This window comes from Serratia sp. BNK-33-b, from assembly GCF_048684565.1.
Classification (GTDB): Bacteria; Pseudomonadota; Gammaproteobacteria; order Enterobacterales; family Enterobacteriaceae; genus Serratia; species Serratia marcescens.
The window spans coordinates 2,338,502-2,351,999 of record NZ_JBLQTZ010000001.1; the positions used below are offsets into that span (position 1 = coordinate 2,338,502).

Genomic DNA, 13,498 nt, shown 5'->3' on the forward strand with positions numbered 1-13,498 from the left:
GCAGTCAATCGATATATTCCGTTTGAGGGAAAGGACAGACACCATGTCAGAAACGCTTTCTTTACCGGATACTCAGGTCGAGTATCGGGATTATCCGCTGGTTGCTGCGCAACCGGGGATCTGGATCGCCGACCAAATCGCGCTGCGCCGCAACAGCTTCGCCGTGGCGCACTACACCGAACTGCACGGCGCTATCGATCGTTCGGCGCTGGAGCGCGCGATCCGTCAAGGGCTGGCCGAAGCGGATACGGTTCAGGCGCGATTCTTTGAGGCGCAGGACGGCCAGCCGGTGCAGCGTTTACCGTTGATAGCCGATCCCGCACGCGTGCAGGCGCCGGAGTGGTTCGATTTCAGCGCGCGGCCGGACGCCGAGCAGGCGGCGCTGGCGCTGATGAACGACGATCTGGCGCAGGATCTGCCGGCGGACGGCGAACGGCCGCTCTATCGCCATGCGGTGATCCGCGTCAGCGCCGATCGCTGGTTCTGGTACCAGCGCTTTCATCATCTGACCCTGGACGGCTTCAGCTTCGAGGCCATCACCCGCCGGATCGCCGATATCTATCGCGCGCTGCGTCACGGGCTGTCGCCGGCGGCATCGCCGTTTACCCCGTTCGGCAAGGTGGTGGAAGAGTTTGAGCAATGGCAAACGTCGCCGGCGCGCCGGCGGGCGGCCGAGTTCTGGCAACAGCATCTGCGCGATTTGCCGTCGCCGCTGTCGTTATCGACGGAGAGTCGGGAGGTTGAACCGGGTGCCCGGCCGCTCAAACAGGCGCTGGTGCTGCCGGAATCGCTGTTTGACGAAGCGCTGCGCGATGGCGCGCTGCAGTCGCTGCAACCGGCCGATATCGTCACAGCGGCGCTGGCGATGTATCTGGCGCGCATGAGCGGCGAAACCCGTTTTTCACTCGGTTTTCCTTTCATGCGCCGTATGGGCTCCCAGGCGCTGGCGGCGGTCGGCCCGGTGGTTAACGTGCTGCCGCTGCTGCTGAATGTGACGCCGGATATGTCGCTGGCGGACGTCTGCCAGGCGACCGTGGCGCAAATCAAACAGGCGCGCCGCCATCAACGCTATGAAGCGGAGCAGATCAAACGCGATCTCGGCCTGGTCGGCGGCCATCAGGAACTGTACGGCCCGGTGATCAACGTCAAGGTCTACCACAGCGCCTTGTCCTTCGACGGTCAGGCGGCCATTACCCATACGCTGGCGATGGGGCCGGTCGACGATCTCGAGTTTGAGATCGGCTTTCGCAACGGCGTGCTGACGCTGTCGTTGGTGGCCAACCCGGCCAAATACTCGCCGCGCACCTTGCATCACCACGCGGAGCGCATCGGCCATTGGCTACAGCAACTGGCGCGGCAGCCGCACCAGCCGAACGGTCAACTGGCGTTGATCGGCGAAGGGGAGTTAAAGCAGCTCGCGGCCTGGGGGCGCGGCGCGCATCTGACGCCGCCGGCGGGTATGGTGTCAATCATGGATGCGTTTCAGCGCCAGGTTGAGCGGCAGCCCGAGGCGCTGGCGGTGGCCTGCGGCGATGTGCGCCTCAGCTACCGTCAGCTCTCCGAGCGGGTGATGCAGCTGGGGCGAGTGCTGATCGAAAGCGGCATCGGCGCGGAAGACGTGGTCGCCATCGGCATTCCGCGCTCGGTGGACACGCTGGTCGCGCTGTTCGGCGTGTTGGCCAGCGGCGCGGCCTATATGCCGCTCGATCTGGATTACCCGCGTGAACGCCTGGCGCTGATGTGCGACGACGCGCGGCCGGCGATGTTGCTGACCCACCGCGCTACGCAGGCCAATATGCCGGATCTGCCACAGGTATTGTGCCTGGACGACGCAGCGTGCCTGGCGCGCTGCGCGGCCGCCGAAGCTGCGCCGATAACGGATGCCGAACGGCGTGCGCCGCTGAACGAGGCGCATCTGGCCTATATGATTTACACCTCCGGTTCGACCGGCAAACCCAAAGGCGTGATGTCCACGCACCGCGGGCTGCTGAACCTGTTCCTGTCGCATCAGGCCTCGCTGTTTGGCCCGGCGATCGAAAAATTCCAGGCTCGCCATGGGCGCCGCCTGCGCGCCGGCCATACCGCTTCGTTCTCTTTCGACTCCTCCTGGGAACCGCTGTTCTGCATGATGATGGGCAGCGAACTGGTCATCTTCGATGAGGAGCTGCGCCGCGATCCCTGGGCGCTGCTCGAACAAACCCAACAGACGCCGATCGATCTGCTGGACATCACGCCGTCATTCTTCTCGCAACTGGTGGACTGCGGCCTGCTGAAGGGGCAGTTCCCGCTGCCGGCGTTCGTGATGATCGGCGGCGAGGCGGCGACGCCGACGCTGTGGAACCTGATGCAGCAGCATCCGGAGGTGGAGATCCACAACTATTACGGCCCGTCCGAATACACCGTCGATACCCTCGGCGCGCCGGTCACGGCCGCCGAACAGCCGGTGATTGGCCGTCCCCTCGCCAATACCGAAGTCTGGCTGCTCGACGGCCGCCTGCAGCCGGTGCCGATCGGCGCGGCGGGCGAGCTGTACATTTCCGGCAAAGGTATCGCGCGCGGTTACCTGCGGCGTCCGGATCTGACGGCGGCGCGCTTTGTCGCCAATCCGTTCGCCGAAGGCGAGGTGATGTACCGCAGCGGCGATCTGATGCGCTGGAGCGCGGAGGGCCAGCTGGTGTTCATTGGCCGGACCGATCACCAAATCAAGGTGCGCGGCTTCCGCGTCGAGCTGGGTGAGGTGGAAAGCGCCTTGGCCGCCTTGCCGGACGTGGGGCGGGCGGTAGCGATCGCCGAGCCGATCGGCGCCACCTATCGCCTGATCGGTTACTGCTCGGTGCAGGATGACGCGCGCCGTGCCTCACCCTCGCTGCAAAGCGAGCTGCTGGGGCAGCTGACGCAGCGTCTGCCGGATTATATGGTGCCGGCGATCCTGGTGGTGATGCCGGAGCTGCCGCTTAACGTGAATGGCAAGATTGACCGCCAGGCGCTGCCCAAACCGCAGGAGACGCTGGCGCAAAGCATTCGCGAGCCGGCCACCGAGCAGGAAAGGCTGATTTGCGGCGCCATGGCGCAGCTGCTGGGGATGGATCGCATCGGCGCCGACGACGATTTCTTCGCGCTCGGCGGCGACAGCATCTCGGCGATGGGGCTGGGCACCGCCCTGCGGCGCAAAGGGTATCTGCTGCGGCCGCGCGAGATCTTCGCGCTGCACACCCCCGCGCGCATGGCGCAGGCGATGCAGCCGCTGGTAGTTGGCTCTCAGGTCGCACGCAGCGTACAGCAAGGCCCGATCGACGGGCTGCCGATCCTGCACTGGTTTGCCGAGACGGGCGATATGCATCGCCGCTTCGCGCACGGCGTTTTCCTGCGCGTACCAGCCGAGCTGCAACCGGAACAGCTGCGTTATGCATTGGAACAGCTGCGTGCGGCGCACCCGGCGCTGGGCGCGCGGATCCGCGACGGTCAGTTGGTGGTTGAAACCGCCGCCGCCGGTGAGCTGATGCAGGTTGATACCGTGTCCGGTGAGCTGGAGTTAGCGGCGGAACAGGCGTTTGATGCCGCACTTGACCATCTCGAACCGGCTGCCGGCACCATGATGCAAGGCATCCTGTTGCAGCGCGACGGGCAGAGCCTGGGGCTGGTGCTGGCGATCCATCACCTGGTAGTCGACGGCGTTTCCTGGCGCATCCTGCTCGACGAGCTGCGGCAGGTGGCCGACAGCGCCATGCAGGGGCAGCCGATCACATTGCCGCCGGAAGAAACCTCGCTCTATGAGTGGTCTGCACGCCTACGAGCCGACGCTGAACGCCGGGAAACCGAGCTGCCGTTCTGGCGGCGGATGCTGGCGGACGGCGCACCGCGTTTGGGGCACCGCGCGCTGGATCCGCTTAGCGATCGCACTGGCGACGTATCGGAAAAACGCACGTTGCTCGACAGCCGGCTGACCGCCGCGCTGCTCGGCACATTGCCGCAGGGATACCGCGCGCAGGTTGAAGAGATCATGCTGTGCGCGCTGGCTCAGGCCTGCCGCCACCGTTTCCAGGCCGCTTCGCTGCGTTTCTCTCTGGAGTCGCACGGCCGCGCAGAACTGGACGACGGACTCGATCTGGCCCGCACCGTCGGCTGGCTGACGGCGGAGTATCCGCTGCACATTGAACTGCATGACGCTGAGCACAATGAGGCCGTGCGTGCGGTGAAACGGGCGACGCGAGCGGTGGCCGATCGCGGCGTCGGTTATGGCCAGCTACGTTATTTGCATCCGCGGCGTGACGAACTGGCGGCGCTGGCGCAGCGCAATGCACCGGAGATCTTGTTCAACTACCTCGGGCGTTTCAGCCAGGATGAGGGGCACTGGACGCCGCAACGCAGCCAAACCCGCTTCCGCGACGCCTTCGCCGTGGCGCAGGATGCGCAGCAGGCGCTGTCGTATGGCCTGGAGGTGAATATCTTTGTCGAAGAGCGGCGCGACGGCGCCTGCCTGGCGATCAACTGGAGCTGGCTGGAGGCGATTTTCAGCGAGAGCGACATTGCGCAGCTGCACAGCGGCATCGAGCAAGCGGTACGTTCGCTGTGCGAGTTTGCCGAGCGTCATCCCGAACGCGCGGCGGCAACGTTGGTGGCGGCCGAGATCGCCCAGCCGAACGTTACCGATGAGACGGTGCGCACCTGGGAGCAAGAGTGCGGGCCGTTGGCCGCGGCGTTGCCGCTGTTGCCGTTGCAACATGGCCTGCTGTTCCATGCGCAGACGGCGCAGCAGGGCGGCAGCTATAACTCGCTGACGCGCCTGAGCCTCTGCGGCGAGCTGGACGAACATCAACTCCAGCAAGCGCTGAATGCGGTGATCCGCCGCCATCCGCAGCTGGCCGCCCGGTTCAACCGCGAGGGGGAACCGCTGCAGCTGATACCGCAGGAAAGCCATTGGCCGCTGGACAGCCGTAAGCTGCCGCCGCTGTCCGAAGAGCAAGAAGCGCAGGCGCTGCATGAACTGGAACAGGAAGAGTTGCGGCGCGATCTGTTTAATCAGCCGGGTGCGATGCTGCATGCGCGGCGGATCAAACACGGCGATAGCGAACGCTACACGCTGTTCCTTAACGCACACCATCTGATTGTCGACGGCTGGTCGACGCCGGTGGTGCTCAACGATCTGATGCTGGCCCTGCGTGAAGGCGAGCAGGCGTTGCCGTCGCTGCGCTCGAACTACGCCGATATCGTGCGCCGCCTGACCGCGCGGGATGCCGACGCCTCGCGCCGCCTCTGGCGTGAGACGCTGCAGGATGTGCGCCCGACGTTGTTGTTCGGTGAATCGCATAACGATCGCGTGCATGAGCTGGAAATGACGCTGCCGCCGGCCGAGGAAAGGCGCTTGCTGACCCTGTGTCGCGAACGCGGGCTGACGCTCAATACCCTGATGCAGGGCATCTGGGCGCTGCAGCTGGCCAGCTGTTGCGGCCATCAGGACGTGGTGTTCGGCTCGCCGGTTTCCGGCCGCTTTGGCCAGATAGAAGGGATTGAGGAACACGTTGGCCTGTTCAGCAACACGCTGCCGGTGCGGGTTCGTCTGCAGCATGACCGTTCGTTGACGGATCAACTGACCGAACTGCAGCATCGGCAGATTGAACTGCTGGAGCACGACGATTTGGGCTTGGGGGAGATCCAGCATCTGGCCGGGGCGGGCACGCTGTTCGATACGCTGTTGGTGGTGGAAAACTACCCGGACAACGACGCCTTGCTTGGCGGCGCAGGTTCCTTGCGCTGCGATGCCATCCGTAACAAAGGCTATACCCACTATCCGCTGACGCTGCTGGTGCTGCCGGGCGAGCGCCTGCGTCTGCTGATGGAATACCGCGATTCGGTGCCGCAGCCTGAACGCTTCGCCGCACGGCTGATGGCGCTGCTGCAACAGTGGATAGCGCAGCCGGATCTGCCGCTGCCGCGCTGGCAATTGCAAACGCCGCAGGAGCAGGCGCTGGTCGCGGCGGTCAACCGCACCGGGCAGGCGGTGGCGGACACCACCTTGCATCAGGCGATCGCCGAGCAAGCGCGGCGCACGCCGGAACGCATCGCGCTGCAGGACGCCGGGCACAGCCTCAGCTACCGTGACATGCAGCGCCAGGCCGCGCTGTTGGCCGAACGGCTGACGGCGGCCGGCATTCAGCCGGGGGACATCGTCGCGGTGGCGTTGCCGCGATCCGTGCGCCTCAGCCTGGCGCTGACGGCGATTGTGCAGACCGGCGCCGCCTGGCTGCCGCTGGATACCGGTTACCCGGACGAGCGGCTAGCCTATATGGTGGAGGACGCCAAACCGCAGCTGATTATCACCGAAAGCGCGTTGGATGCCCGCTTCGCCGCGCTGGCGCCGACGCTGCGGTTCGATGCGCTGGATGACAGCGGGCGTGTGCCTGCGCCGCGCCCACCGGCGGGGAACGGCGATTATCCCGCCTACGTGCTGTATACCTCCGGCTCGACCGGGCGGCCGAAAGGGGTGGTGGTGAACCACCGGGCGATCGTCAACCGTCTGTTCTGGATGCAGCATGAGTATGCGCTTGATGCGCAGGACGTGGTCCTGCAGAAAACGCCGTGCAGCTTCGACGTTTCCGTTTGGGAGTTCTTCTGGCCGCTGATGGTCGGCGCGCGCCTGGTGATGGCGCCGCCGGAGGCGCACCGCGATCCGCAGGCGCTGACGACCTTGATCGACGACTATGGCGTGACCACGCTGCATTTCGTTCCGTCGATGTTGGCTATCTGGGTTGAGGCGTTGAACGAACGGGCGCCGCAGCGCGCCGCCGCCAGCCTGAAACGTGTGTTCTGCAGCGGCGAAGCGCTGTCGTGTGAACTGGCATCCCGCTATCAGGCGTTGGTTGCCGCGCCGCTGCATAACCTGTATGGCCCGACGGAGGCGGCGGTCGATGTTACCTATCAGCCGGCGTCCGGCGAGGCATTGGCGGCGGTGAACGGCGCCGGCGTGCCGATCGGCAAACCGGTCTGGAACACCCAACTGAGCATTCTCGACGCCATGCTGCGGCCGGTGCCCGTCGGCTGCGCCGGCGATCTCTACCTGCGCGGCATTCAGCTGGCCGACGGCTATCTGCATCGGCCGGGATTAACGGCGCAGCGGTTTGTCGCCGATCCCGCCGGCAACGGCGCTCGCATGTATCGCACCGGCGATATCGCCCGCTGGCTGGAGGACGGCAGCGTCGAGTATTTGGGCCGCAGCGACGATCAGCTGAAGATCCGCGGCCAGCGCATCGAGCTGGGTGAAATCGAGCAGGCGCTGGAGGCGCGTTTGCCGGCGCATATGATGCCGGTCAGCTATGTCATGACCGACAGCTTCCCGCTCAGCGCCAGCGGCAAGCTGGATCGCAAGGCGTTGCCACGGCCGCAGCTGAACCCGCAGAGCGGCCGCGCGCCGCACAGCGACAGCGAGCGCCTGCTGGCGGCGCTGTTCGGGGAACTGCTGGGCCGTGAAAATGTGTACGCCGAGGACGACTTCTTCGCACTGGGCGGCCACTCGCTGCTGGCGATGCGTTTGGCGGCGGAATTGCGGCGGCGCGTCCCTCGGCCATTGACCGTCGGGCAAATCATGTTCGCCCGTAGCCTGGAGAAGATGGCGCATCTGCTTGATGACGTGCAGGCCGCCAACTCGGCCGAAAGCCGCGGCGTCGGCGAGTGCCTGCAGCTGCGGGCCGGCCAAGGCCCGGCGCTGTTCTGTCTGCACCCGGCTTCCGGTTTCGCCTGGCAGTACTCGGGGCTGAGCCGGTATCTGCCGGGGAGTTACCCGATCATCGGCCTGCAGTCGCCAAGACCGGATGGCGCCATCGCCACCTGCGAAGACATTGAGCAGATGGTCGATCGTCATCTCGCCACTCTGCGCCGCCTGCAGCCGCAGGGGCCTTACTACCTGCTGGGCTATTCGCTCGGCGGCACGCTGGCGCATTCGATGGCCGCGCGTCTGCAGCAGCAGGGGGAGGAGGTGGCGTTCCTCGGCATGCTGGATACCTATCCGCCGGAAGGCCAGGACTGGACCGGCCCCAGCGAGGAGGAGGCGCAGAAGGAGGTGGCGCAGGAGCAGGCCGAGTTTATGGCGGAAGATCATGGCGATCCGGCGCTGATGGCGGAGAAGGCGGCGATGTTTGACAGCATTGTCGCCAACTACCGCGACGCGGTGCGCCTTCTGTCTCAGGCGCGCAGTCAGCGTTTCCACGGCACGGCGACGCTGTTCGTCGCCGACCGGACGCTGCCGCCAGAGATGGACATCAACGCCGTGTGGGCGCCGTATCTGGATGGGCTGATCTGCCATCACCAAGGCTGCGAGCACGCAGACATTCTGTCGCCGGCCTCTCTGGAGACGCTCGGGCCGCTGTTACATTCGCTCCTGACGCGGCAATACGGGTTGGTATAACGCAACCGGGCCGGGGCGTGCGCCACGGCCCGTACTAAAACATGATATGCAGGACACTATGGCCAGACCTTCTTTTTTTCTTGATTTCAGTTTGCTGAGAAGCAATGCGCATTTCCGCGCGATTTTCTGCGCCCGCATGCTGTCGGTGTTTTCCCTCGGCATGCTGGCGGTGGGGGTGCCGATTCAGATCCAGGCGATGACCGGCTCCACGTTGCAGGTGGGCGTGGCGGTGGCGCTGGACGGGGTGGGCATGTTTATCGGCCTGATGCTGGGCGGGGTACTCGCCGATCGCTACGATCGCCGTAAGCTGATCCTGTTCGCGCGCGGCACCTGCGGGCTGGGCTTTGTCGCCCTGAGTCTGAACGCCTTCGCCCCGGCGCCGTCGCTGTGGGCGCTCTACCTGCTGGCGGCCTGGGACGGCTTCTTCGGCGCGCTGGGCATGACGGCGCTGATGGCGGTGATCCCGCTGCTGGTCGGGCGCGAAAACCTGGCGGCGGCGGGGGCCTTGAGCATGGTGACGGTGCGCATCGGCGCGATCCTGGCGCCGGCGCTGGGCGGGATTATCATCGTGTTCGGCGGCGTGGGGCTGGCGTTTGCCGTCGCGGCGGCCGGGACGCTGGGCACCCTTGTGCCGCTGGTGCGCTTGCCGACGCTGTTGCCGCAGCAGCAGGAGCCGGAACACCCGCTGCGCGCGCTCGCCAGCGGCTTCCAGTTTGTCTGGCGCAATAAGGTGGTCGGCTCGGTGGTGCTGCTGGGGATGCTGATGAGCATCGTCGGCGCCGTCAGGGTGCTGTTCCCGGCGCTGGCGCAGGACGCTTACCACGTCGGGGCGTCCTCTATCGGCCTGATGTACTCCGCGGTGCCGCTCGGTGCGATGCTGGGCGCGCTGACCAGCGGCTGGGTGGGGCGATACGCTCGCCCTGGCGTGCTGATCCTGATCGCCGCCATCGTTGCGTTTACCGCCATCGCGTCACTGGGGCTGTTCAGCCACCTGGCGCCGGCGCTGCTGGCGCTGGTGTGCTACGGCTACGCCAACGCCATCGCCTCACTTCTGCAGTTCATGCTGATCCAGAGCAACACGCCGGACCATCTGCTGGGGCGGGTGAACAGCCTCGGCACCGCGCAGGACGTAACCGGCGATTCGATCGGCGCGCTGGGGCTCGGCGTACTGGGCCGGGTATTTACCCCGTTGATGAGCGTGCTGTCGTTTGGCGCATTCGCCGCCTTGTTGGGCGTGCTGGTGGCTTTCAGCGTACGCACGCTGCGCCAGTGCCGGCCGGCGGACGCGCTGGTTGAGCACGATGAACCCGCGCCAGCAACCTCAGCGGCGGCGGACAACTAACCCCTCACGGCACCGGCTGTTCCGGCCGGTGCTGCTCCCCCCAGTTACACATCATGTCGATCACCGGGATCAGCGAACGTCCGCGCTCGGACAGGCTGTACTCCACCTTGGGCGGGATCTGCGGATACTCCTTTCTCACCACCAGGCGATCTTTTTCCAGCTCTTTCAGCGTCGAACTGAGCGTTTTGTACGAAATAGTGCCGATGCAGCGCTGCAGTTCGTTGAACCGCAATACCGGCTTATACAGCGCCAGCCAGTAGAGAATAATCATTTTATATTTGCCGTTGATCACCGACAGGGTGTAGCCATAGCCGGTGTCTTCGAGGCTGATGCCCGTTGGGCTGCAGCGGGATTCGGCGGTCATTTTATACTTTCTCCAGGGTAAGTATGTGTCGTGAGTGTGCGTATTTTACATTCTGTCAGCATACCCTAAGATGCGTCGAAACACCTGACTGGAGAGATCAGTATGAAAACCTTGGTGGTAGTAACACATCCCGATATGGCGAACTCGGTGGTCAACAAACGTTGGCTGGAGGAACTGCGCCGCTATCCGGCGCTGTATACCGTGCACGAATTGCATCAGGCCTATCCGGACTGGCAGATCGATGTCGCCAAAGAACAGCAGTTGATTGAAGCGCATGACAACATCGTGCTGCAGTTCCCGATTTACTGGTTCAGCAGCCCGCCGCTGCTGAAAAAATGGCTGGACGACGTGCTCACCTACGGCTGGGCCTACGGTTCCCGCAGCGGCTATAAGATGCAGAACAAGAAACTGGCGCTGGCGGTCACGGCGGGCGTGCGCGCAGAAGATTACGCGCGCGACGGGCGTTATCGCTACTCGCTGGAGGAGATCTTCCGGCCGTTTGAAGTGACCGCCGATTACGTGCGGGCCGACTATGCTTCGTTCTTTGCCTTTTACGGCAAGGAAGCCGCTTCGGACGGGGCGGTGGAGCCGCTGCAATCCCACGAATTGGATCGCAGCGCGCAAGGCTATCAGGCATTTCTCGCCGCCCTGAATGAACGACACGCCCCGGATGCGTCTGATAGTGCTGTTGCGAATGTCCGGGGAGGAATATGATTGCCGTATTCTTTGACGCGCCGGTGATAACCCCATGCCTTCAGCCGAAACGTTTATTGCTTTTCTTGTTGCACTCACCCTTCTGGAACTCTCTCCCGGACCGGATATGATGCTCACGCTGGCCCGGGGTATCGGCCAAGGTCGTCGCATCGCGCTGCTCAATGTTTTCGGCATGGTTTTTGTCGCCGGTATGGTGCAGGTTTCCATGCTGGTGCTCGGCCTCGTCACGCTGTTGCATAGTTATCCGCTGGCGTTGGACGTATTGCGTTGGGTTGGGGCCGCCTATCTGGTCTGGCTGGGGATAAAAATGCTGAAGGTAAGCCGGCAGCGTTCCGATGCCGTGCTGAAACCCCGGATGATGACCGGGTGGCAGGCGGTGAAAGAAGGGGCGATTAACAGCCTGACCAACCCTAAGTCGCTGCTGTTCATGTTTGCTTTTCTCCCGCAGTTTGTTAACCCTGAAACCGGGCCGGTTTGGTTGCAATTGCTCGTTTTAGGTTCCATTCAGAAGCTGGCCGGGATCCTTTCGCTGGGCTCTGTCGCTATGGCCTCCGGCACCGTGGGGCAATGGCTCGCCCGCAATCCCCGTTTGTTGGTCTGGCAGCAGCGATTTACGGGCGTGGTCATGATGGGATTGGGCGCCAAACTCCTCCTCGGGGGCGGCGCTGTGTCAGCGCCGCGATAAGGGGAGCGGCTCGCGCTATTTCAGGTGAATGCTAAAACCGTCTTGCCCCGGCGCCAGATGGGCTTTCAGCGTCAGCTGCGGGATCAGGTAGTCACCGGCGTTCTGCCGCCGAAACGGAATCGGCTCGGTGTGCCACAGATTATCGAGCCGCTGTCCGAGCTGTTCGCACAGGGCGGCAAAGCGCGTCTCGTCGGTCTTACCGGCGCGGTAGGTGACGAACGGCGGCAACACCTCGAATCCCGGGTAATGCAGTATGCCGTGCTGGATCGGAAACAGGATATCGTCGATCGGCCCGTTAATGCCGCGTGGGGCGTAATGGGATTCCCAGCCGCCGGCGCTGACGATCAGCATCGCCCGTTTGCCTGCCAACATACCCTCGCCGTAACGATCGCCCCAATGGGTATCGGAATGCTCACCGACGCCATAGGCAAAACCATAGGCATAGACACGCTCGAACCAGCCTTTCAGCATCGCCGGCATCGAGAACCACCACAGCGGAAACTGCAACAGCACCGCGTCCGCCCAGCGCAATTTTTGCTGCTCCCGTTCGATATCGGCGCTCTGCACGCCGTTGGCAAACGCGCGCCGGGAATCCAGCGAAGGATCGAAACGGGGCCCTGATGCGCCTTCCAGGCTGTCGTTGGCGTCAAGTGCCGCTTTCCACTTCATGGCGTACAGATCGGACACCTGTACCTGATGGCCGGCCTGCGTCAGGCGCTCAACGGCGAAGTTTTTCAGTGAGCCGGTCAGCGACTGCGGCTCCGGGTGGGCGTAAACAATCAGCACATTCATAACAACGCTCCTTGGTGTGAGAGCTGCAGAGTAGGGCGTCACGAGGTATATTAGAAATGAATTACCGTTATCCCAGGTATAAGCATGAATAATTTAAGGCGGCTGGATCTCAATCTGCTGGTGACGCTCGACGCGCTGCTGGCTGAGCACAACGTCACGCGCGCGGCGCAGCGGCTCAATTTCTCTCAGCCGGCAGTCAGCGTGCATCTCGCCAAACTGCGGGCGATCTTTGACGATCCGCTGCTGTTGCCCGGCCCGCGCGGCATGCGTCCGACCGCCAGAGCGGAGCAACTGCGGGAACCGCTGCGTCAGGCGCTGGCGGCGCTTGAGTTGGCGGTGACGCCGGCGACGCCGTTCGATCCCGCTGTGGCGACCGATATCTGGCGTGTGGCCGCCTTCGACTACGGCGAATCCACCATCGTCCTGCCGGCGCTGAACGGTTTGCGCACGGCGGCGCCCGGCACCCGGCTGGCGGTGCTGGAAACCGCGCCGTCACGCATCGCCAAACTGGCGGAACAGGGAGAGATCGATCTGGCGTTTCACACCCGCGAAGGTGCGCCACCCGGTCTGCGTCAGCGTACGCTATTCCGTGAACGCTATGTGCTGGTGGGCAGAGTCGGTCACCCTAAGCTGCATGAAAACCTGACGCTGGCGCAATTCTGCCTATTGGAGCAGGTGATGGTTTCGCCGGACGGTGGCGGTTTCTACGGCATCACCGACCAGGCGCTGGCGGACGTGGGGCTGACGCGGCGCGTGGTGCTTTCCGTGCCGCATTTTCTCTTCGTGATCTCGGTACTGACGCAGTCCGATTTGGTGGCGATGTTGCCGGAGCGGCTGGTGCGCAACCAACCGTTATTGCAGCAACTCAAACCGCCGTTGGCGGTGCCGGGTTTTGAAATGACGATGCTGTGGCACGAACGATCGCATCGGGATCCCGCTCACCGGTGGCTGCGCGAACATATCGTGCGTTCAGTGTTATCGGGCTAATGTAAACAGCGCGGGAAATTACATGAACAGGAAGCGGTCGGCCAGCGGAACGCCACGTTCGAGGCGCGGTGGCAACGCGTCGTCGCGATCGTCAGGCTGAGCAGCTTGCGGCGCGGCGTCTTCGGCTTTTTCGATCATCAGCTCGCCGAGCAGGGCCAGAAAACGAGTGATCTTTTGCATATTCCCTCCGGGACCATGATTAACCTGAGGACGATA

General features: G+C 64.1%; 8 protein-coding genes. 5 read left to right on the plus strand and 3 right to left on the minus strand.

Features of this window, described 5'->3' with window-relative positions:
- Positions 1 to 43: 43 nt before the first annotated feature.
- Together ACMGGK_RS11125 and entS are read left to right on the plus strand one after the other, a co-directional pair.
- On the plus strand, positions 44 to 8,398 hold the full coding sequence (locus tag ACMGGK_RS11125) for an amino acid adenylation domain-containing protein (RefSeq protein WP_420276889.1): 8,355 nt from the start codon (positions 44 to 46) through the stop codon (positions 8,396 to 8,398).
- Between the two features lie 58 nt (positions 8,399 to 8,456).
- Positions 8,457 to 9,740, plus strand: coding sequence for an enterobactin transporter EntS (gene entS / locus ACMGGK_RS11130; protein WP_049299268.1), 1,284 nt, complete (start codon positions 8,457 to 8,459; stop codon positions 9,738 to 9,740).
- A 4-nt stretch (positions 9,741 to 9,744) separates the two neighbouring features.
- Here the strand turns inward: entS and ACMGGK_RS11135 are convergent, their stop codons facing one another.
- A complete protein-coding gene (locus ACMGGK_RS11135; RefSeq protein WP_049299265.1) occupies positions 9,745 to 10,104 on the minus strand; it encodes a winged helix-turn-helix transcriptional regulator in 360 nt (119 codons plus the stop codon).
- A 102-nt stretch (positions 10,105 to 10,206) separates the two neighbouring features.
- Here ACMGGK_RS11135 and ACMGGK_RS11140 point away from each other — a divergent pair, with 102 nt between their 5' ends.
- Positions 10,207 to 10,818 (plus strand): NAD(P)H-dependent oxidoreductase, encoded by a 612-nt coding sequence (locus tag ACMGGK_RS11140; protein ID WP_164052400.1) that lies wholly within the window; start codon positions 10,207 to 10,209, stop codon positions 10,816 to 10,818.
- Positions 10,819 to 10,852: 34 nt separating this feature from the next.
- Positions 10,853 to 11,503, plus strand: a complete 651-nt coding sequence (locus tag ACMGGK_RS11145; RefSeq protein ID WP_420276891.1) for a LysE family translocator — start codon at positions 10,853 to 10,855, stop codon at positions 11,501 to 11,503.
- Positions 11,504 to 11,518: 15 nt separating this feature from the next.
- Here the strand turns inward: ACMGGK_RS11145 and ACMGGK_RS11150 are convergent, their stop codons facing one another.
- Positions 11,519 to 12,295, minus strand: coding sequence for an NAD(P)H-dependent oxidoreductase (locus ACMGGK_RS11150; RefSeq protein ID WP_164052403.1), 777 nt, complete (start codon positions 12,293 to 12,295; stop codon positions 11,519 to 11,521).
- Between the two features lie 84 nt (positions 12,296 to 12,379).
- Between ACMGGK_RS11150 and ACMGGK_RS11155 the strand changes: the two genes are divergently transcribed.
- On the plus strand, positions 12,380 to 13,282 hold the full coding sequence (locus ACMGGK_RS11155; RefSeq protein WP_420276892.1) for a LysR family transcriptional regulator: 903 nt from the start codon (positions 12,380 to 12,382) through the stop codon (positions 13,280 to 13,282).
- A gap of 18 nt (positions 13,283 to 13,300) precedes the next feature.
- Here the strand turns inward: ACMGGK_RS11155 and ACMGGK_RS11160 are convergent, their stop codons facing one another.
- The gene (locus ACMGGK_RS11160) at positions 13,301 to 13,462 is read right to left on the minus strand and encodes a hypothetical protein (protein ID WP_016927696.1); all 162 of its coding nucleotides are present in this window, start codon (positions 13,460 to 13,462) and stop codon (positions 13,301 to 13,303) included.
- Positions 13,463 to 13,498 lie beyond the last annotated feature (36 nt).